The organism is Mesorhizobium sp. P2_D6 (assembly GCF_056404315.1).
Genome location: NZ_JBFUEG010000010.1, coordinates 55,723 through 78,169 on the forward strand (window position 1 = coordinate 55,723; position 22,447 = coordinate 78,169).

General features: G+C 54.8%; 13 protein-coding genes. 11 read left to right on the forward strand and 2 right to left on the reverse strand.

The window, feature by feature from the left end; all coding sequences use genetic code 11:
• Positions 1 to 54 precede the first annotated feature (54 nt).
• The 11 genes from AC1D1L_RS21370 (at position 55) to AC1D1L_RS21420 (ending at position 16,975) form a co-directional block, all read left to right on the forward strand.
• Positions 55 to 711, forward strand: a complete 657-nt coding sequence (locus AC1D1L_RS21370; RefSeq protein ID WP_477343433.1) for an acyl-homoserine-lactone synthase — start codon at positions 55 to 57, stop codon at positions 709 to 711.
• Between the two features lie 707 nt (positions 712 to 1,418).
• The gene (locus AC1D1L_RS21375) at positions 1,419 to 2,042 is read left to right on the forward strand and encodes a glycoside hydrolase family 25 protein (protein ID WP_477343435.1); all 624 of its coding nucleotides are present in this window, start codon (positions 1,419 to 1,421) and stop codon (positions 2,040 to 2,042) included.
• Between the two features lie 135 nt (positions 2,043 to 2,177).
• Entirely contained in the window at positions 2,178 to 3,428 is a 1,251-nt protein-coding gene (locus tag AC1D1L_RS21380) for a PASTA domain-containing protein (protein ID WP_477343436.1), read from the forward strand.
• Between the two features lie 62 nt (positions 3,429 to 3,490).
• On the forward strand, positions 3,491 to 4,279 hold the full coding sequence (locus tag AC1D1L_RS21385; protein ID WP_477343437.1) for a hypothetical protein: 789 nt from the start codon (positions 3,491 to 3,493) through the stop codon (positions 4,277 to 4,279).
• 15 nt (positions 4,280 to 4,294) lie between these two features.
• On the forward strand, positions 4,295 to 5,494 hold the full coding sequence (locus AC1D1L_RS21390) for an N-acetylmuramidase domain-containing protein (protein ID WP_477343438.1): 1,200 nt from the start codon (positions 4,295 to 4,297) through the stop codon (positions 5,492 to 5,494).
• A 42-nt stretch (positions 5,495 to 5,536) separates the two neighbouring features.
• On the forward strand, positions 5,537 to 6,331 hold the full coding sequence (locus AC1D1L_RS21395; RefSeq protein ID WP_477343439.1) for a M15 family metallopeptidase: 795 nt from the start codon (positions 5,537 to 5,539) through the stop codon (positions 6,329 to 6,331).
• A gap of 145 nt (positions 6,332 to 6,476) precedes the next feature.
• Complete coding sequence (locus AC1D1L_RS21400) at positions 6,477 to 9,197, forward strand: PAS domain-containing protein (RefSeq protein WP_477343440.1); 2,721 nt, start codon at positions 6,477 to 6,479, stop codon at positions 9,195 to 9,197.
• A gap of 18 nt (positions 9,198 to 9,215) precedes the next feature.
• Entirely contained in the window at positions 9,216 to 10,844 is a 1,629-nt protein-coding gene (locus AC1D1L_RS21405; protein ID WP_477343441.1) for a CHAT domain-containing protein, read from the forward strand.
• Positions 10,834 to 12,144, forward strand: a complete 1,311-nt coding sequence (locus AC1D1L_RS21410) for a hypothetical protein (protein ID WP_477343442.1) — start codon at positions 10,834 to 10,836, stop codon at positions 12,142 to 12,144. Before AC1D1L_RS21405 ends, AC1D1L_RS21410 begins: the two co-directional genes overlap by 11 nt.
• A 1,008-nt stretch (positions 12,145 to 13,152) precedes the next feature.
• Positions 13,153 to 14,553 (forward strand): hypothetical protein, encoded by a 1,401-nt coding sequence (locus AC1D1L_RS21415; RefSeq protein ID WP_477343443.1) that lies wholly within the window; start codon positions 13,153 to 13,155, stop codon positions 14,551 to 14,553.
• Positions 14,543 to 16,975, forward strand: coding sequence for a hypothetical protein (locus AC1D1L_RS21420; RefSeq protein ID WP_477343444.1), 2,433 nt, complete (start codon positions 14,543 to 14,545; stop codon positions 16,973 to 16,975). The genes AC1D1L_RS21415 and AC1D1L_RS21420 overlap by 11 nt, the downstream gene beginning before the upstream one ends.
• A gap of 377 nt (positions 16,976 to 17,352) precedes the next feature.
• On the opposite strand, the gene AC1D1L_RS21425 is transcribed toward AC1D1L_RS21420, so the two are convergent.
• Complete coding sequence (locus AC1D1L_RS21425) at positions 17,353 to 18,540, reverse strand: hypothetical protein (RefSeq protein ID WP_477343445.1); 1,188 nt, start codon at positions 18,538 to 18,540, stop codon at positions 17,353 to 17,355.
• A 12-nt stretch (positions 18,541 to 18,552) separates the two neighbouring features.
• The gene (locus tag AC1D1L_RS21430; RefSeq protein WP_477343446.1) at positions 18,553 to 22,341 is read right to left on the reverse strand and encodes a hypothetical protein; all 3,789 of its coding nucleotides are present in this window, start codon (positions 22,339 to 22,341) and stop codon (positions 18,553 to 18,555) included.
• Between the last annotated feature and the right edge of the window lie 106 nt (positions 22,342 to 22,447).

Sequence of the window (22,447 nt, forward strand, 5' to 3'; positions counted from 1 at the left end):
ACGTATATTAGCGCGACTGCGACTATCCCACTGGGAACGATGGGGGATTGCGCTATGATAGAAGCCCATGTCGTCAATGCGCTGAACAAGCATCTCTATGAAAGCGAATTCGACGAATTCTTGCGTCGGCGCCACGACTTTTTCGTCCATCAAAAACATTGGCGGCCGGCCAGCCCTGATGGCCGCGAGCTAGACCAATTCGACACGGACGCGGCCACATACCTGCTTGGCATCGAAGAAGGCCGCGTGGTCACCTCTGCGCGGCTGATCCCAACCAGCGAACCGCATATGGTCTCGGAAGTCTTTCCTCATATGTGCGAAAAATCGGGCGTTCCGAGGCGCCCCGACTGGGCCGAATGGACACGCACGTACGTGGTCACCGACAAACGCTCGACCGGGTTGCGCGGCACGCTGACGCAGCTGTGCTGCGCGGTGATGGAATATGCGCTCGACGAGGGCCTCAGCGCAGTAGGCGGCATCCAGGAAACCTATTTCATGCCGCACCACGGAGCGCTCAAATGGCGGGCCGAGCCGATGGGCATGGCGCGGGAAGAAAACGGCGAATGGTACATTGTCGCGTACATCGAGGTGGATGAGGCGGCTCTCGCCAGTGTCCGCAGAATCCTTGGTATCGACCATTCCCTGCTGGTTCGTCGAGGGTTGCAATTGCCGTTCATCGAAACCGCTCACAAACTCAACAAGGTTGCCTAGAGCTCCACCGCGAACCGACAGTTCGAATCCCACTATTGGCAAACCCACGCCGGGAATTGACCTGCGGAAAGGAACCAATGGTAGCGAGTATCAAAGGGAGGGAGGAGCATATGCCAATTGTAGGAAATGGATGGGAATTACATATAGTCCGACAGAATGTTCAGCAAAGGCAGGGCAGAAGACGCACTATTGGCACTTACCAAATCTATCACAACGGGGTTTCCCAAGAGACGCTCAAAGGCACTACGGTCGAAACCAAGGGCCCAGGCGACAATAAGGTGGCAGGAAATGGCCGAAGGGTTGAGGCAGGGACATATCCCTTGGCCACTCAGTCCGGCCCACACTATGTCACTTTGGGCTACTTGATTAGCAACGATTCTGACCAAACACCCAAGCCTGGACTGGAGTTGCGCCAGACGGGAAACCGTTCGGAAATACTCGTCCATCCTGGCCACGGGTTTCTGGCGAGTATCGGTTGCATCAATCTGACTCGCGCCCTAGCGAGCGGTAATACTGACATACCCTTCGTTGACAGCCGCGATCGAGTTATTGCGGCTATCTCTGACCTTCAAACATTCGCGGGGACCGCCTTTCCCCATCATAACGGACAACCTATCGACAACGCTTGGGTTGTTATCGACGGCGAGCCTTAAAACGTTATCGATATTCAACCGGACGAGTAGTTTAGGCCAATTGGGAGCGGGAGAATGCCTAATTTCAACGGCGTAATCGACATTTCGCATCACAATGGCAACGTCAATTTGGCCACCGCTCAAACTGACGGGATCGTTGGAGTTATACAAAAGGCGACTCAGGGACAGACTGGCGTCGATCCGACCTATGCTAGGAATCGCGGGCGGGCGGCGGCTGCCAATTTACTATGGGGCGCGTACCATTTCGGTACGGGGAGCGATGGAGTCAGGCAAGCAGAAAATTTTCTCGGCGTAGTTGGAAACACAGGACTTTTGGTCCTCGATCTCGAACCAAACCCAACTGGCCCCAGCATGAGCCTTGAAGAGGCCAGAGCCTTTGTCACTCACGTCCGTGAAAAGACTGGCCACTTCCCCGGTCTGTATTCCGGCCATTACATTAAACAGCTACTTGGCACCAATTCTGACCCTGTTTTAGGGCAATGTTGGTTCTGGCTGGCTCAATACGGACCGACCCCAGTAGTTCCTCCAAATTGGCCGACTTGGACAATGTGGCAGTATACTGATGGCGCGTTTGGCCCTGAACCCCACACCGTTCGTGGAATCGGTCGTTCCGACCGCGACATGTTCAATGGAGATGAAACAAAACTGCGGGAATTCTGGGAGGCAGAATCTTCTTAACGGCTCCAGTTTGCAACGGACTTATTGGGCTGCAACCGTAAGGCTTGGGCACGAGTGACCCAGTTACCAGGGAAGCTAGTCGCCGTCGAAAGGTTGATTCCAATTCCAACCTTACCTTTGAGGAATTTGAGCAATATGGCTGACGTGCAGGTGCCGGACGTGTCCGGCTTGACCCAAGCAGATGCGGAAGCGCGGTTGACGAGCGGGGGGTTGGTTGTTGGCGCAGTGACGACCGCGCCCAATGCAACGATACCGTCCGGCCGGATCAGCAAGATGAACCCCGTTGCGGGCTCGTCAGTTGCAACGGGTTCGAGCGTGGATCTGGAAGTGTCGGGCGGACCGGCAGCGCAGGTCGTCGTGCCGGACGTGTCCGGCTTGACCCAGGTAGATGCGGAAGCGCGGTTGACGAGCGSGGGGYTGGTTGTTGGCRCAGTGACGGCCGCGCCCAATGCAACGGTACCGTCCGGCCGGATCAGCAAGATGAATCCTGGTGCGGGCACGCAAGTTGCTACGGGTTCGACCGTAGATCTAGAGCTGTCGGGCGGAGCGGCAGCGCAGGTCGTCGTGCCGGACGTGTCCGGCTTGACGCAACCCGCCGCAGAATTAGCTCTGAAAGGTGTCGGTCTCCAAATCGGCGCCGTCAAAAATCAACACACCGATTTGGTTCCGACCGGCGGTATCTTGGCAACAAATCCGCCTGCTGGGGCAACGGCGCCATCGGGGTCGGTGATCACGCTTGAAATATCTTCTGGACCTGAACCAAATTTTACTCAGTATTTACCTGCAGTATTGTTTTCATTACTTATTCTAATTGTAGTCGGTTTACTTGTTTGGGGAATATGGTCTGAAAACCTTCTGACAAAGCTTTCGCACAAAGAGTTCGCAAGGGGGTTGATCACGTTCCTAATAGCAGTTGCGACTGTCGGAATTGCGATGATCATCGCCATCTCAACTATTATGTTAAATGAAACGGCAGATGCGGACAAAAGATTCGACAGAGGAAAACAAATTCTTACAATTCTAATTGGCGTATTGGGAACGATCGTTGGTTTTTACTTTGGCTCCGCTCCAGATGCTGACAATCACCCAACTGAGCAGCGCGTATCAGCACTAAAAATAATCCTGCCGCAAGGGGCCGTCGGTACTCCCTATCCGACCATAACTCTAGAATCCGGATTAACGCCGCCAGTTAAATGGTCGGTTTCTCCCAATTTGCCGGATGGCATCCTATTGGACCCTGATGCGGGAAAGATCAGTGGCACGCCAACAGGGCCTTTAGCGAAGACCCAATTCACATTTAAGGCTACCGACAGCGCTGTTCCCCCAGGTTCCTCACAGGAGATTTTAGAACTGGAAATACAAAAAGTACCCGAGGGTTCGAAGTGAATTGGTTGGGGTTATTATGCTCGCTGATGCGGGTCACCGTTGGGTTTCTAGGAATGTTTTGCATGCGTTATGCTGCGTCATCTCTTGTTCTTGTTCTCTCCCTAGCGGCCTGCGCGACTCCGCCTCTTCAGGAGACCAAGGCCTTCGTATCAGCAGTGAATACCGTAAAGTCTGCCGCGGATATGCTCGTTGATGAAATAAATGTCGCTGAAAAGGCTCGATATTCGCGGCTTCACGCAAAAGATCCAGTCTTCGAGCTGAATAACGCTTACTATGTTTCAACAATCAGTGAAACGCCTGCCGCTCTAAATTATCGCAATGGCCTAACTGTACTTCAAGACTATGCAAATGTGCTGCAGAGTCTGGTTGACGGCTCCGGAATTGACGCCGTTCACGCTCAGGCTGAAACGTTGGCGGCCAATATTTCGGCTATAGCCGGTGCCCCGGAGGTCGCGGTCGTCGCCAAGGCTTTGCTCCCCGTTCTTGATCGCATTACCGCTGCGGCCAACGTCGCGGAGGCGCGGCACATGGCGGTAGGCGGAGCGAGGGCCGTGCACGATCTTCTCGCCGCGCTTAGGGATGGCGCGCCGGCAATGTACGAATATCTGACTTTGGATCTGCGTCGCACACGAGCACCTTACGAGAGACTGCAAGAATATCGCGTCGCCGTCGCGAATTACGTGGTTTTGATCGACAAGCTAGACTCAACCTTCTCGCAATTGATCATCGCCTTCGATCGCCCCAGCAATCCCATCACATTAGCGGAACTTGTCGATGCTAGTGCCCAATTGAAGGCTAACGTGAGCGCCGCGCGACAGAGCCTCGTAGCGTTGCGACGAAGCGGAATTTGATACCTCGGAGGTCACATGAGCGAACTGGCCGACACGATGAGCCGCGCCCTTGCAGCATTGCAGGAGCGCATCAACCAAACGCCAGTGCCACCCGACAGGGACGCACTAATAGTTCAATACGATGCACTGTTTGCGATCTACGAGGAGCGAGTGGATGACGATTGGAAGCATGCCGCGAAAAAGGTACGCGATGCTGCGGCTGCCGTTCAGGCGGTGATAGATTCCGGCAAATCGTCACCCCTCGCAAACTTGGCGCCCGCTCTTGCGGCAGCTACGGCAAGCCTGAAAGCTGCACTGGTTGGTTTGCCGTCCGCGCCTGTGGCGCTGAATCCTGCTGCCCGCGGCCCGGTCACCGCTCGTGCCCCAGGGTCGGTAGCGGCGGGGCCGGCGCCGGCGGCCAATCCCATCGTTCCGACCGGTGCAGCGATCCCACTTACCCAAGCCGGATTGGAAAATGCCTGCCAGAAGCTCGCTGTAAAGGCATCCGAAATCTGGGCTGTTCTGTTTACCGAAACCGATCCACCCTATTGCGGCTTTTGGGCCAATGGCTCGCCCCAAATTCTTTACGAGCAGCACATTTTCCATCGGTTGACACAAGGCAAATTCGACGTGGCCCATCCGGACATCAGCTCGCCTAATGCCGGAAACTACGGCGCCAGCGGTGCGCATCAATATGCTCGATTGAAGCAAGCGGCCGCCTTGGACGAGTCTGCGGCCTTGCAAAGCGCCAGCTGGGGTATTGCTCAAACCTTAGGCGCTAACTTCAAGCGCCTCGGATTCGCCACACCACAAGTAATGGTCAAGCAGATGTTTTATTCAGAGGATGAACAACTCCTGGCCGGCGTTAGGGAGATACTCGCCTCCGATCTCGCCGGTGCCCTCGCCGCACATGACTGGAAGTCCTTTGCCACCGGCTACAACGGTCCCGCATATTGGAAAAACAACTACGACGAGCACCTGCGCAGCTGGTACGCAAAACTAATTTCGGGTGCTTTGCCAGACCTGCGCGTCCGAGCGGCTCAGGTTTACCTGATGTATCTTGGCTATGATCCCAGCACCATTGATGGAATTTGGGGCAAACGTACTCAGTCTGCGCTCAATCAATACAGGACCAAGATCGGTTTGGCAGCCTCTGACCAGCTGGATGATCTGACCATGGCCGCATTGTCCAAGGACGCTCAAGCCGCCGTTGGGGCCGCAGTACCAGTTCTGTGACATTGCGGGTGCAGTGCGACCTATGCGCAATTGGAGGAAGCAATGACCACCAGCAGCTATCTTGACAAGACGTTTGTGGTGGAAAACCCAGATGCCCGCATTCGGAGGGACGACGACTTGCTCAGCTTCGTCACTTTGTCTGCCTCTGAGGCCGCATTAGCCGGCGGAAACGCCGGAGATTTCAAGCGGATACCGGTCGATACTAAAATCCGGGTGCTTGGAACCCGCATCGGCCCCAATGGAGTTGTATATGTTCAAGCTGCGACCGACGCCAACCCTCCCACGACAATCGGGTGGACATCGTCGCGCAATCTGAGGGGCCGGTTCGTCAATGAAATTCTCGGCGAAGTCGACCCCACTGACAATGATCCAAGGGGCGCTACGGCGGCTTGGGAAAAGGGAAACTTCGTCGGGCAGAAGAAACTGGTGAATATCGTCGACAGCACGCTCGAGGTGGAACAGATTACGCTCGAGACATTGCCGGCATATCTCAGGCTCGTTGCAGCCGCCGAACAATCCAAGGTCACAGTGGCGTTGCGGAGTGGATTCCGAACCTATGCCGAGCAAGCGTATCTGTACGAAGGTTTCAAAAATCACCAACCAGGATTTGCGACGGCTGCGCGACCTGGATTTTCTAATCACCAGCATGGTCAGGCCTTCGACCTAAACGTCGGGGGCTTCCAAGGCAATCCTGTTTATGACTGGTTGAGTCAGAACGGCCCAAAGTTCGGGTTTATTCGTACGGTAAGCGGCGAACCCTGGCATTGGGAGTACCGTCCTGAAATGGCCGCTCAACTCGCAGCGAAAGGGAAGCACAAGCTAACTGGCATCGTATGAGTTGTTTTAAAATTACCACTTCGACATTTCAGCTAAATATTTGAAAACAAGATATGAAAGAACCCTTGCACTAAATTAACGACAATGAGACAATGGTACTTCGATTGCGTCAGTGGACATAGTCGCCTAACGCTAGGAAGGTTTGGTGATTAAAGTGGCTACCCAGTCCGATGCACCAACCTTACATACGCAATCCAACGTTGCGAGCTTCCTGCTATCATCTTCGGTTCCTTGTTGCACAATCGATACCACAGGCAAGATTCTAGTTGTAGGCTCCGCCTTTCGCGACCTCCTACCTAACTACACTGGCGGCAACTTGACCAAGTTGCTGAATCTTAAACGCTCAGCGGGAGGACCGCTGACTGTTGGCGAGAGACTGCAGGGGTACTCAAAACGCGGTCCTGAACGGATTCCTGTGTCTGTGAGCCTCATTGCTGAGGCAATGGACGGAGCCGAGCTTATTGCGTTGCTCAATGACGGTCAGCCTTTCCGCAACGCGGAGACAGCCAGGTTCGACGTTGTTCCCTATGGGGTCTTCCGCCTGACCGACCGCGGCACGATCACTTACAACAACCATACCGGTGCTGAGTTTGTCTCTGCCCCTGATGATCTACTCGGCAAAACTTTCTCTGAGCTCTTTCAGTTAGAGAGTGGTGAGTCTGTTGGCAACGCGATTGAGGCTGCTTTGTCGCAGAGGAAAAGTAGCAGTTTGCGAATTACAGTTGCAGCTTCTCCTAACGATCCTGTGTTGGTGGCGATCTCGCCAGATATGGGACCGGACGATACCATTCTTGGTGTCGTCGCAGTGATGGAATCTCTTCGTATGGAGCGAGGGCGCGAAGAGATCCAATCTGCCGTGCTATCCGACGAGCCTTGGCGTGATCGCATCAGACGCGTTTTGGACGTCGTGAAGCGCTACGTGCCGTTCGACTTGGCGACATTCGGTATATATTCGGACTCACATCTCCATTTTCGACCCATTCTCATCGTGCCGCCCAACCCGTCGCTTTGGCCATCTCGTTGGGTGCCCATTTCCAGTGCCACCTCTGATTGGCTTAATACTACTGACACTTGGTCGCCCGACATCGATAGATATGCGGAAGCCTTTCCTGAACTCAAAAATGATCCTGTGTTCCGTAGGCACCTCGCTACTGGAATCCGCTCGTTCGTTGTCCTGCCAATACGAGGTCCCCACCGGCTTTCATGTTCCTTGTCCCTCGCATCTAACGAAGCGGAGACTTACAGCGCAGATTCTAGAGTGATCCTTGAAGAGCTTCGTCTCCCACAGTTCCTCCTCCAGTTTGAAAGCGCGTACAACGACGAGGTTGAAGTGACGCGGAGGGTCGTCCAGCGAGAAATACGCGCAGCCGCAAACTTGGACGATGCGACCACGCGGCTAGTTGGCCAGATTCAATCGAGTCTGCAATGGGACTACGTTGGGATCTATCTTGTCGATGAACGACGCGAGCAGTTTAAGCTTGTCGCTCAGGCCGCGTGCTCAGAGCAGCTTAAGGAACACGAACGACGCGTTCAGCCAATTAATTTAGGAATGTTAGGTGCAACCTTCGAGGCTAACAAAGGGAGGGGCGTAGAACAACGCGTTCGCTTGAAGATAGATGAGACCGAATGTGGAGAACCTGCCTATGGCTACTTTCGTGGAAAAACTGCTTTCAGGTCGGCGATCACTTATCCGATTGCGTTGCACAATTCATGGTATTGGATCTTGGACATCGAGGATACGGAGCCGAACGCATTTCATGGTCCAGATTTAGAGACACTTGATCGAATAGTCCCGGTCGCTGAGAGAGAACTTGACCGTCTTTATCGGGCGCAGTTGAATTCCCTCCTGGTTAACAAATCGCCAGATGGCATCGTAATAACAGACTCAGATGGAGATATAATTGAGCGAAATAAGGTCGCCACTGAACGATTGCTTGGGGTCGCCAAAGAACCGTCGAAAAAATTAGAGGATTACGCAGCGGATGTCACTTCGGTAGAAGTTCTTTCGGGTCGATTGCCCGACACATGTCGAAGGATCAGTCTGAAAGGGCCGGATGGAAAAGTGCACCCAGTACTGGCAAATCGCTATGACCTAGCAGATAATTTTCCTATCTCGGTATGGTTCTTTGTCGATCTGGAGAACCTGAATTGGAATGTGGAGTATCGTTACCTTCAAGAGGTTGTCAACGACGTCGCGCAACAGACCCGCGGCTCGTTAATGCTTGCCTCACACTTTCTGCAGACGGTTGCGGCCGGCGCGTCGAATGTAGAGAGCGGAGTTGTGACCACACAGATTGTCGAAAGGGCATTGGAAGAGATAGGGAAGGTTGACATAACTTTTGAACGTTTAGCCGAGGCGCTTTCAGCGACAAAAGAGCCGCGGCGCGAAGAGCAAAGCTTCGATCTCACAGAGGCGATCAAGAAAATTGTCGCTGCGTTACCCTCGCGAGATCGAGCTAACATAACCCTGTCTCTCTCTGACAAAGTCGTCATGAAAGGCGATGTAGGAAGAGTGCGCTTCGCCATTAGATCAGCGCTCGGTCATCTGCTCCGAGCTCGGCCGGTGTTTGACGACAAGCCGACGCGGGTCGTTGTAGAGGTATTCCACAAAGGGCATGGGATCGAGCTCATGCTTCGGATCGATGGTCTGGCTCTGACTGAGAGTACACAAGAGGTGAATATTTCGCGCGACCCATTTGAGGCCAGCCAGATCGCTGCGCGGGACGAGAGCAGTCTAGGCTTAGCGACCATAGAGAGGATAGTCCAAGCACATGGCGGAAGCATACGACGCTTTCGCCTGACCGCGGGATCTGCGTGGTTCTGGGCCGGGTTCACAATGAACTTCCCCTCTAAACTGGAAGGTTAACGGTGCCGGAGTTAATCAATGAGTGCGGTTGTGTCCTTAAGCTCGTTCGATGAGGGGGTGGATAACATCAACCATGCAGTCCATCTAGTGACTGATGATGATGCGCTCGACGAATTGGTCAGAGACCTCTGTATGTCTCCATTGAGCTTCGGCGTTCCTAGGTTGGACATCTATCGTAAATCTTCGATCAAGGCTGAGAGAGCTGCGCTCGATGAAGGGCAGATTCCGCAATGCATTATCCTAGATGGCTCAGTACGAGCGCAACCTACCGATCCTGAACCCACCGACGGAGCGCCTGCCGCCGAATTCCTTAGGTTCCTTCGATGCAAAGAGACGGACGGCAAGATTGCGAAGGTCGCAATTTTAGTGATTAGCCACGGCAATCTCGAGAAGGTTATTTACGAAGTACTACAGCGATGGGATGTAATTATCTGGTCCCCCCCCGTTCCTGAAAATCTTGAGGATATTCAGCGCGCCAGAGTGAAGTTTACTGACGCACTTATCGACGTCCTTGGTCGGCACAGATCTATGCAGTCTCGGCAAGTGGTTGTTACTGTTAAATTGAGGTCAGCGCACTACCTAATACGGGATCGCAACTACACCTTTGAGATCGATAGGTTCTATCGTCTGTCTTGGCAACCTGAGACGCTGATACGCCTTTCCAAAGAGTTTCTCTCATTCATAGATGGTAATCCGAATCCGGGTTGGCAGACGCTGTTGCAAGGCTATGGCCGGGAGCTTTATGGCTTCATTTTGGAAGACGTATTTGGTACGACACTAATTAATCAAATGAAAACAGATAAAGGGTCGCTTGAATTTCGTTTTCATCTCGATGCTGACGATGAAAACCTGGAGGAATTGTTCCTATTGCCGTTTGAAGTTGCAAATGAGGATCTGACGCCTGAGAATTTCTTCTGTACGTCAATTCCTATGGCTCGTAAGCTTCAGAGTAGGTCTCCCGTAGGTGAAAAGAAGGGTGGCCGCATCCTTCTTGTGATTGGAGCGACGCAAGGGGTGGTTGAGATCTCCGACGAAATCACTGGCCAGAAGACTGCAGAGCAACTCGACACTTTGGCGCTAACCAGCGACGTGGAAAGTTTTATGCGTCGGCTAACGCTGGAGCTGCAGGCAAAAGGCAGCGCCGATTGTAGCGGTTCAGCGCTAACGATTTTGGGGCCCGGCAGTTCGGCGGCTAGTTTTGARAGAGAGCTACGGAAGCAGCTTGAGAGTGGGTCTTTCGATGTCGTTCACTTTTATGGGCATTCGGTGGGGGATTCGCGTGGTACATACATCATAGTCCCGGGGCCTGATCCTTTTACGGGTAGTGCATTGTCCGTCAGAGCCATTGCATCCTGGTTAGCCAACTCTAGTCAAATCCCTGAGCTAGTCTTTCTTTCGTCATGCCAAAGCGGATCGATCCGCAGCGCGATAGAAATGACAAAGGCAGGCGTGAACAACGTTATGGGTTTTCGCTGGAAAGTTAGCGAGGCAACCGCAGTGACCTACGTGCAAAGCTTCTATCGCAGCTATCTTCTGGACGGTAATCGGGTCAGCGAGGCGTTTCGTTCTGCGTGTTACGAGGCGATGAACAGAAATCGCGGAGATCCGATATGGGCTTCGGCAATCGCAATCGTAAATGACGAATAGAAAGGCTCAACAAACCATGAAAACGAATTGGTTAGCTAACGTGCTTGGGTCGATTGGTGAGGCTACAGCCGTGGCGAACACGCGGACGTTTTCCGGTCGCTTGACCGAAGATGCCGCCGGCGATCAGAAATCTGGTCTGCTTGAGGGCGAACCGTTTGTAGCCGAACGCAGTTACTTTAGCGTTCGTATAGTAGAGATGCGATTGGCTGAAGCCGGGCGCTATGGTGTTGATTTTGTCCCTATGTGTAGCTGTTTCTTAAAATATACTTATGGAGATTCTCTGCGAAGCGTCCCATTTGTAATAGGAAGCGAAATGATAACCAGTGGGTTGGAAAAATCCGAGGACAAAACGGCGGCTCAAAACATCACTTTCAGTAATATATACGCGGCTCGTAATATTCCAGTCAAGGCGGACGGGGTGGTGATGTATGCCGCTCTTTGTCGCTTCGCAAACACCGGCTTTGCGAAAGGATTGCTTAATCTCGTTGCCGACGCAGCGAGCGCTATCGCGGGCCCGGTCGGAGCCGTTGCGATCGAAACAGGCGCCGACCTAACCGGTCGATTGGCCGCGCTTCTTGGAGCCGATGGAGTCGATACGAAATTTGGCACCTTGACGGGAAATATTTTGGACAGAAGTGGATATCGAATCTTCGCAGGCGTCTCCAAGGAGATGTTAAACACCAGATCTTTGATAATGCGTGACGGACAGCTTTATGTTAAGCGAGACGACGGAACGGAAACCACAATTGACGATATTGACTATATGGTGTTGGCATTGGAGAAGCGAGACACTATAGTTGACGAAAATTTTGGTCAGGTTTCGATACTGCCATTTCATAGAACTTGGATTTCCACGAGGGAAAGTTTATTAAAAGGAGATCGAGATGCGGCGAATCTCTTGCTTTCAAAATTGCTTGTTGAAGTGGCGTCCTCTCCGGACGTTACTGAGTCGGATCGAGTTGGGCTTATCACCGCCTATCGGTCAGCGTTCGACCAGTGGGTAGCCATTCAAGCCGGTGGTAAGACATCAAAGCTGGCGTCCCAACCGGGTACACTTGAGGCGCGCTTGCAGGAGTTGGCAACCAAGGGTGGCGGGGCAAGTCGCTCATTACAAGCTGCACGTATATCGGTTTCGGAAGGAAGACAGCCTGCGGCCATTCAATTGATAAAGGAGAAAAAGGAAAACGAATTCTTGGCCAAGCGAGCGCAATCGGTGACACGGGCGATTGTGCAGGCGGATGAGGATGTCACCAATATCCAACGAGCATCACAATTGTTGCTATCGTCAGCGCTCCACTGATAGTGTTGAAAAAGCCCGGGCGTTGCAGCAGTCCTGAAGCACTGAATTGGGTCTTCTTGGTGAGTGCGCCGGCTCCATCAAATTGCTAAACGGCAGTGATCGCATACTCAGAGACTGGCTTTTTTTGTAGTAAGTGATCAGGTGCATAACGAACGGTCACGTTGATACATCCGTTGGTGCGGTTCGATCACCTGGAAAGGTAGTGGTGTTAGATCCAATCAATGATTTGGCTGTCGTAAAAAGAGAACGGCATCGGTGTGGCGGTTGCACAAATAAGGACGGGCGTCAGATTGGGTGAAGATGTAACAGTGTTCGGCTTCCCTCTCAGGGGCATTGTGCAAGTTCCGGCAATCTTATCAGGGGCACGATTACCGCTATGATGACGGTACCGATTTTGACTTGCGATGAACTCCATTTGAACGGACGCGTATCAGTTCTTAGCGGCAGCTTTTGGGCAACATGGATGTTCAGCGATGATTGAAACGAAACACTGATTCAGTCGCGAGCCACGTCAGTTTCTGACCCCAAGGCAGACGCTCGAATCTTTACACTGAACCTCAAATGTTGGAAAATAGACACTGGCCTGAATTTCCAGTCTGCACCCTACGCGATTTGATCAACGCATTTTGACTGCTCGTCAGTCAGCACTAAGGCGCCTGGATCTTCCCGGCGAACCAACCGAAAAAGGCTGCGCGCGATAGAGCTTAAGCTTCGAGCCACGCGCGCTGTCCCATAAGTGAATTCTGCGACTTCGATGCTTGGATTGGCTTTTTTGGTTGGTCCGACAAACGTATTAATGACGCCTTTCCGGTCCGGCAGCTTCCTGACGGCGACGGTGGTATAGCTGCCACTCGCTGACGTTCGACGCCGCAGGCCGATGTGATGGGGGATATGACAAATATAACAGACTGGACGAAGCCGGGGAGCTTCTCAGCGGGCCGGGATCCGCTCGGCTTTCAGGCTGCATCCGTGAGGCTGTACACCTCGCTTGTGCCAGGCCTAACAAACGTGACCAATCGGCTTCGATACTACTCATTCTATTGTTGGGTCGTGTGGCAATTTGAGCAAATCCATCACACGACCAAAGAGGATAAATGGGTAGAATTCATCCGGCGCTGCGAAGCGGCGATAGCGCTGGCGTGTCAGATCGGAGACGCCGCAAATGCCCTAGGCATGGCGGGCTCGGAGTGGTGGCGATACGAAGCTGCTGATACGTCAAAGAAGACTTTCGATCTTATCAAACCAACAAACAGGCCCGGTGAAGACGGTCAGTATCTGAAGGCGAAGTACGGCAACTTCGGCCAATTCTACACCGCAAGCATGCTGGAAATGGGGTTGATCGACAGCGCCTCTGCCCGCGTTTATGGCGTGACGAGCACCGCTGGAAAAGCGCTCGCCGTTGCCGTTCAGGAAGAGCATCCGGAGGCCTGCGCACTCCTCTTGAAAGCTGTCAAGTCAGGTCGAATTTCGCGGTCGGACTGCGAGACGATTTCCGAGGCACTCCATCCGTCCTATCTTGACCCTTCAAGTCGAGAAGCGCGATTGCTGAAAGAGTTTTTACAAGGCGGTCGAGCCGATGATCCGACCGCCGAGGCGAGGCGAATTTCGCTTCGCAATGTATTGGCGGTGGTCTCCGATTCAAAGGGCGAATTTGATCTGCGCCGGGAACTCTATGTACAGTCTGGAAGCCTTGGCGCCCCGTCCCAAGGCGGCCAAAACCTGACGAGATGGCGCGCCTATTTTCTGAACGAGTTTTGTCATATCGCACTCGAGGTATGGCTCAACGACATCGTCGGGCTGTCTAACCAGGTCGCCGAGCCGACCTCAGTTGAAGCACTAGCATCCAGCCTCGCATCGACCGCGGTCAGCGATGAGAAAGCTTCTACAGAGGACCTCGCTGCGAGCTTAGCCTTGAGTGGCCTCGGTGGAGAACATGATCTGGGAGCAGAGTTGCTTGCAGCAGCATCGACCAAAAAGAGGCCCGAGGCATCGGCCGTCACGGGCAGCACCAAACTTATCCTGTCGCTTTGGCTTCGCTGGAGAGAAGCTACGCAAGTTCGTGATGAGCTGCTCCGAGAAACCGTGGAAGGACGGTCGGCCGAAGGAGTCTTCAGATTTCTCGACCTCAACTCGGCAGCAAATGCCAGGCTCACGATCGCCAAACTGATCAAGAAGTTCGTTGTATCGAACCATCTGATGATTGCCGGCCAGAAGCTGGCGACTGGAGGGCGCTTCACCTACAGGTTCACGCTCGACGATGGATGCCTGGTGGACGGCGAGTTTGGCGAATATACCTATACTCAGCCCAGAATAGCGAATTTGCTTACGTTCGCGCGCGATGCTCATCTGGTGGACGAGAGTACAGGGACCATTACCGCTGCCGGCGCGGAATTTCTTAATGCCGCATAGCCTCTTCGATGACTTCAAGGAGGGAGGATTTCACAGCTCGATCTTGTCGACTTTCAGCGTCGATCCTGCCTTTTATGATGCTAGCCTGCAACTTAGGCTGCGTGGACTCGGCTGTCAGAATAATCTGTTGCTCGCCGATGCTTCGATGCTGGAGCAGTCGCTGGAGGCAATCCCGGACGCCTTCGCGAACGCTGGCCGGAAATATCTGGTGGTCCCGGTTACAACGACATCGTGCTTCCATCCAAAATTAGCCCTGCGGTATGGAAAGGCGAAAGCCAGACTGATCGTGGGATCCGCGAATGTCACTTCGGCGGGCTGGGCAGGCAATCTGGAACTCGTCTCGACCCTGTCGTGGCAGGCGCGAGATGAGGACCAGGATAGCGAAATTCATCGTACGCTCTTCGTCAGGGCACATCGATGGGTGTCGACGTTGATCGGTCCCGCCGATGACAACAAGGCCGCGTACAAGCTTGAGCTGCTACGCAGCCAGTCCCCTTGGATCGACGATGATGGGCTGGAGGGAGACACCCCATTCAACCTGTCGGACGGGTCTCAGATCGACCTGTTGCTATCCGATCCGTCGAACACAAGCGGCCTCGCTGACAGGATGCTCAAGCTGGTCGATGAGCCTGTTGAGCGGTTGACGATTATCTCCCCTTATTGGGATAACCAACTTTCCGCCCTGAAGCGACTGAATGCTGCGGTCGGCGAGCCGGACCTGCGCATCTTTCTGTCGCAGAACGCCCGCAGCCCTTCTCGATCATCTACATTTCCGGTTGGCGCCATCGGCAAACTGGCGTTGAAGTTTCACCCCATTGGGGCGAGCGGTGAAAGCGACGATCGCTTCCTTCACGCCAAGATGTTCCTCTTTCATGGCAGCGATCACGATTTCCTCTTCATCGGCAGCGCGAACTGCACTGTCGCTGCTTTGGGGGTGCCTGGCAAAGCAGGCGTAAATCACGAATGCCTCCTGTTCCGGAAGCTCCCGCGTGGATCTGCGAAGAAGCACTTGAACCTCTCCTACAAATCCAAGATTGCAGTTGTCGACATTGCAGTGCCCCCAGACAAATCCGAAGCCGCTTCCGACACGGCGACTTTTATGGCGGGGTCCGTTGAGCGGCGCGCGCGACGATTGGTCTGGTCGCCGAATTCAAATGTCCCGGATGCTGTGGCGTCGATAAAGGTGGGCGAGCCGCATTTCCCGCTGGCTAAACGCGCAGACGGACTGTGGATCGCCGACACTGGTGATGTGGAGCTCGACTCGAATATCGCGCGAGTCTGCCTGGTTGACGGCAGGATCAGTCGACCAATGATCATCGCCAGTCCCGAAGAGCTGATGCGTTTCGCGCCATTTCCAGTCTCCGACGCCATCAGGAAGAAGCTTGATGCAGTCCTCAGCGGCGACGCCGACCTGATCGGCCTAGCAAAAGACATCCACCTTCTGCTGGAAGACGATGCCAAGAGCGGGCCGGCACTGGAGAGAATCCGCGCTGCAGGCGGGCGAAGCGCAACTCGCGGTATCGCAGGACGGGATTTCGCTACACCTGATGAGTTCAGGAAGGCGCTCAATCTCCGCGCGAGCATGAAGTCAGCCGGGCTTGCTCATGGCGACAATCCGGCTCTTCAAGCGCTTCTGCAGATCGTCCTGCGCGGGATGGTTAATGTCGAGACGATCGATAGGATCGATGCCGATGACGTCGCCACTGCAAAAGGGCACGACCTTGGGGAGGATCAGGACGATGTCGGGCAGTCAGATGACGTGGCCGCCCTACCTCGCCCCGTAGCCGCTGCAGATATGGGACCAGAGATTGTTTCCGACAGCGAGTTTGAGCGCAATCAGGCAGCGCTCTGGCGCGGGATCAGCAAGTTTAAGGACTTCCTGGGGCGGGCGAAGGACTCGGACGCGGCGCTCGATCTCAATTTCGTCACCCGATCGCTGTTCATGCTTTACCTGATGCTCCACGGCAGCACCAAGCGATACAGGACCGAAGATGGCGAGGAAGCGGTTCTAATCCCTTTCACCGGTGGTCCGGGTGAGGATTTTCGTGACAGCTTTCTGTTCGTTGCGGCGCAATCGATCGCGGCGATTTGGGGACCAGATTTTGCGCGAAGTCTGATCCGCCGGTTGAAGTTCACGGTTGAGGCCGACACTCTTCCAATCCAGATCACGACGCTCACGATTATCTCGCGCTGGGTATTGGCGGCCATCCTATCGGAGGTCCGCATCGCGAAGGCTCACAAGTCGCTGCGCGACGTACTTGAAAGACAAGTGCCGAGCCTCTTCGCCGCGACCAAAGTGTTTCCTGAGCTCGGCCAGGAGGAACTATTGGCGACCATCAGGCAGATGGAAGCGAACTTGGACATGGATGCGGAGCAGGGAGCGAGAATCAGAAAAACGCTCGGCGAACTGGGCCGAGATTAGCGGTGGATGCGACTGTCATTCAAACCCAGCGTGACGTTCATCGCCCCTCAAATGTGGGTCGGCGTTGAAGGCGGCCCCATCTCCAGAACGCCTACAGAGCTAATCCATATAGAAAAGTTGTACTGGGGCGGGGGACTCGTCCGGCGCCCATTGTGACGCCGGCCGGTCTTGAAATTCGCTTGGAACTTCGGGAACGGCTGGTTCTGCGGTTAGTTGCCAAACCTGCCGGACCGTTAAGTCCCAGCTGCCGACCGGGTTGCGCATCAAGTCTCTATGGATAGACTAGATTAGGCTGAATTCCGATCTGCATCTCATGCGACTTTTGCCTAGCGCTTTCGGCGCTCCATAAATGATGTTCTGCGACTTTCTGGGTCGGTTTAGGTGCCTTTGGCATTTTCTGATCCGGGTGCTGTATCGTCAGGCTGGCTTCCAAAACGAGCCGCGAGTTGCGCCGCAATGTCACGGTATTCTCCGGCCTTCTCGACATGGCGTACGAGGGATACAAAGGTCTGTGATTTCTGCCGGGCTAGTCTGAACGCTTCATGGGTTCGCTTGTCGACATAAGTGACGTCGGCATAGGCTGAGAGACAGGCAAGGTGCCGGTCGTTCAATTCGCTCCCGTCCCATTTCCGTGTATCCGGGTGGAATCTCCTGATGGCGTTCGAAATGATGCCGGACGGCAGGCGATCCTCCTTCACCCTAGCGATGACCTCAGGAAGCGAGACGCGCAGTCTTTCGTTCAGCACCGTCAATTTTTTTCGAAACGCGGCCATGTCGCCGACATCGGCAACCGTTGTGTCGGGACCAATCTCGGATAGGTCGATGCTGAGAGCTTCCAATATTCGCAACGCTGGGTTGTCAGCGCGGATCGTCCCCATTTGGCGCCTGACTACTTCCAGAAACTCCCGTGAGGACCGTTCCGGGTCGGGGATACGCTCGTCGCCACGCTTCTGGATATCCGCCGCAAGGCGGCCATGCATATGTTGAAACTGCCGTTGCATATCATCCGATGCGCGAAGCCGCTCTTTGAGGAGGTCAACGATCTTGGCATCGGAATTGTCTGCGAAAACGGATTTGGATATTGCAATCACCTCCTGGCTTCGTTGTTCCCCCTCGATGAAACCAGCGCGGAGTGCCGACCAGTTTTCCAGGAAGGGCCGAACGAGATCGGCGCCGCTGGCGAGCCGAAACATGCTCTTGGCAACTGTGTTGCGCACCGCCACGGCATCCGCTGCCTTATTCTCGAACGCCGCCGCAACTTCAAATGCTTGCAGGTCAAGGATTGAACCAATCAAGTCGTCTTTTCGGTACGAGGCGATGGTAGCGACCATTGGCAGTGATTGAAGATAGGCGACGCGCTGCGCCACCACATCCTCGCCTCGATGCGAGAACAGCTCTTCGAAGTGATGCCAACAAAGCAGCAGCACACCACCGCTTTCTTCGAAGCCTTTTTCGAAAGCCGCAGCACGCTGGCGACGCGCGCTATCCTTGCTCGTTTTGTCTTCCGCGACCTTGCCAAGATGCGAGGAATCCAGAGCAACGAAGTTCGGCCGAATTAGCAGCATGGGTTGGTCATGTCATTCGAAGCGACCGCTTTCCGCCCGGTCTTCCTCCAACTCGTCGCGTCGTTCTTTGGCTATCGTCGCGGCAAGCTTGGCGCGCGTTTCCTTAACTGCCGCGATTAGGCCCGGGTTGGGCCCGGTCTCAAGCCGGTCGAGCAAGCGGAGTCGAATTTCGCATTCTGTCGCAAACGACCCTTCAAAGCTTCTTGGCCAGAGGTTTATCGCTTGGAATACCGCGATCGGGTCAGGCGCGCGCTCCAGAAGTGCTTTGATGATTGGCCGCCATTCCAGATCTGCCTTGTCATCGGAGCGGGTGGACAACTGGGCGACGGCAGCGGCAAAGGGATAGCGCAGTTCCGGGTCGGCCGCGCACCATTCCAAGATGACGTCATCTGAAACCACACTGACGGGGTTTGGATGGCCGTGCATCACATCCTGGACGATATCGATATTGTTCGCGCGATCCTGGTCGCTACCCGCAGCAAGCTCATCCAGCATTGTTGCAGGTTGGGTCTTGAATAGGGCCTGCAAGAAATCGTCGTGGTCCCAAGCATAGACATCGTGTTTCTGAATCGCCGTTTTTAGGTCGCGCCACGCCTTGCGCGCAACGGGTGCGCCCTCCGGTCCGTTCAGGCAGGTCCTCGCAACAACGCCTAGTGTGTGGTCACTGCGATCAATACGCCTGGAGTCTGGCTCGAACGTATGCCGGCTAAGAAGAATGCGACCAGCCTCAAGCGTTTCGGGCAGTGGCTTTCGCCCTGCGCTACCGTCCGAATGGAGCCGCATCAAAAGGATTTGCAGGGCGATGGGACTGCCGTCGCGTTTGGCGCAAATCGCAACTACCAGGTCACGAAATGCAGGCCCCGGAATTGGATCACAGACGCGCCCGCCAACCAGAACGAAGAAGTCATGGATGGTGGCCTTGCCAAGCTCTAAGGCGCGATGGAGGCGACCAACACCTGCCTCGTCGATCGTCACGCTCGCCTGAAGATCGACTAGCCATTTGCCGAGCACGGCATCTTCTACGGCTTCGTCAAGGAATGCCTGTGTTGCCGTGGGGGCCTTTGTTTGGAGCGCATTTAGGAAACCACGCAGCAGTTGCACATTTGGCTGTTCGGCTGAAGCCACTTTAGCGGCCAATCGCTTCCACATGATGCGCGGTTGGTCTGCGCCCAGGGCAAGTCCCTGCCCAAATTCGAAAAGCCGCCCATGGCCGCCAATGAGTTCCGGAAGGAGTGTGGCGAGCACCTTTTCGTCGGCAGCGACTGCTTTTCCAAATTCCACAACAGCCTCGGCGACGCGCTTCAGCCGCTCGGCAATGTCCATTTCGTCATCATCCTCGAAGTCATCAAGGCTGCCGCCTCTTTCTCCGAGGACGATTCCCCGCACGCTATCGATCAAGTCCTTCGGTCTTAGAAATTCCCCCAGTTTGGCAAGGCGTTGCACTGCCCCGGCATCCAGCATTTTCGCGCTATATCGCCGTGACTGCCGCGTTGCGATCCAACCCTCGCGCCAGAAACCGTCCTTGGCGATTGCCCTGGAAATGCGCTCCAGCGCGTCGAACTGGCCCGCATTCGCCCACAGGCCCCAAAATTTACGGGCGATGCTTTTCTGTACACGCACTCTGACTTTGCTGTCGTGCAGAGCGAAAAATTCTGCTGTGCTAAGAACATTGCCAAACCACTGATCATACTCGGCTTTGCTCTTCGGATGGTAGCCATAGTCGCGCGAGCGCGCGCCGAATTCAAAACTGGAATAGGGCCTGAAGTGCTCGGTCGTCATCATGGCTTCCAGCGCCCTGACGCCGAGATGGCATTCAACCGGTTTGTCTGATTTTAGAAGTTCTGTCGCTACGTCGAGGCGCATCGACAACGGTGCGTGGGTCGCGGAAAAAGCGACGTAGAAGAGGGGCGCGATTGCCTTCTCGGCGTCGCTGTCAACCACCTCACCATGCATGCCTGCGAACTTGCACAACAGTGTCACAGAACGTTTGAACAATTCAGCGTCATAGGCGAGCGCATGCAACAGCCGGATAAGAGGTGCGCCGGCTAGCAGCGTATCCTCGTCTGCATTGGCGAAGCTATTCTCAAGCGCGGAAAGTGTTGCTCGAGGCTGTACCGGCGCGACGTTTTCAAGCATCGCGTGGCCAAGCGGATTTAGATTCGACACATCGGAAAGAAGGCCGCCCGGTGCAAGCCAGCCTTTCGCAATCGTCTGCGCCTCCTTGCTGCTGTCGAGATAGCCAAGGCGGCGCGAGAAAGAGCGCAACAGGCGTTCCGATGACCCATTCACGATCGCGGGTTCGATAACGGAATAGGGGATATTCTGAAGAGCCAGCTCCGCTAGCCGGTTTGCGATGGCGTGCGGCAAGATCGCGCGCCATTCCCCACGCTTTTGCAAAAGATCGCGCCGCTTTAGTTCGGCCGCCGCAGTGAATACCTGCTGTGCGGTCTTGCCGATCAATCCGCCGAGCACGGGCAGTTCCGCATTTTCGCCCGTCAGGTCTTCCCCCTGAAATGAGTAAACCAGCGAACAGGCTTCCGCGATTTGCAACAGCCCTGCATCATGCTCGTGGCGTTGCTGGAAGAGACGCTTGAACAGTTCGGAGTGAGTGAGGCCAGAGACAGTCTCCGTTTTCTTTACTGTACTCGCAAGCGCAAGCGCTATCCGCGCGTTGCCACCGGAAAACTCGGCAATCCTGCGGCTATCGAGCTGTGATAAATCCGGGAAGCGTCCCGCCACCAATTTTGCAATCAAAGGCACCGACGATGTTTCCAGCGAGAAAACGTCTGTGCCTTCTGGCTGGTCCTCGCGGATGTCGTATTCAACGGTGATGGCGCTGACCGTTGAGCCCGCGGCGCGTACTACCTCCGATAGGTGCCTGTGCGTTTCCGGAGGGCAATTATCGATCACCAAAATCGCGCGCGTGCGGGCCGCGATCAGGTCGGAGGCAAGGGCCTTCGGTTGTGGATCAGGCGCATCTGCAATGTCGGTATAGTAGGTAAGGGAAGGGTCCAGCGCATTCGCGCCCACAGTATTGTCAAACAAGGCTTCGACCAGCCGTGTCTTGCCAACACCTGAAAGGCCGACCAGGCGAACAACCTGACCTGGGTTTCGGAGCGCGTCCCGAATGCGGTTGATGCCGTTAACGGCCGACAAGCCGTCGCCATCCTCTTTGCTGCCTGTCTTGATACGCGTCTTGTCATCGAGAAGATAACTTCTATCCGCGCCAGCCGGCACGCTCGACCAGCCACCATAAGACTTCCACCCGAGAACGGGTCTTCCAATTCGGAAACGAACCCAAGGGATTAACCCCGAATGGTCACGTACCCAGCTTGCAACGCGGTTGCGGTCGTAGAAGTCGAGATGCAGCTTTGCTGCATCTCGACAACCATTCACCGCATCCGCCATCGCGGCGCGGCGATTCCTCAATGCGGAATCAGCAGTGGAGCCACTTGAGCTCACGATGACGTAGGCACCGCCCACAGCAGCCAAGTCCTCGATCACTGGGCGAATGACGCCCTTCGGCTTCATTTCCTTCGGGATCTCCGATGGCGGCATGTCGGGTTTCTTCACCTGAAAGCCGGTTGCTGCCCTAGGAATGAAGCCCTCGATTTTGGTTCCTGCAGGCAGTGCGACCCGCACATCAAGGCCGCCATCTTTGGCGGTTTGATCGCCGCCCCAAGTTGCGGCAGAGACAGGCAGGTTTGCGCGCCGCAAAGCGGCCTCGCACAAAAGGCCGATCAGCGTTCGCAAGTCTTCGTCGTTTAATGCGGCAATATCATCGCGCGTGATTTCAAACATCAGTTGAAACTAAGGGAAAGCCCGATGGGGGGTCAAATGATCCGTTCAAATCAATACATGTCTTCACAATAAACTGTGGCGACAAGATCGGACCACGTGGCCAGCC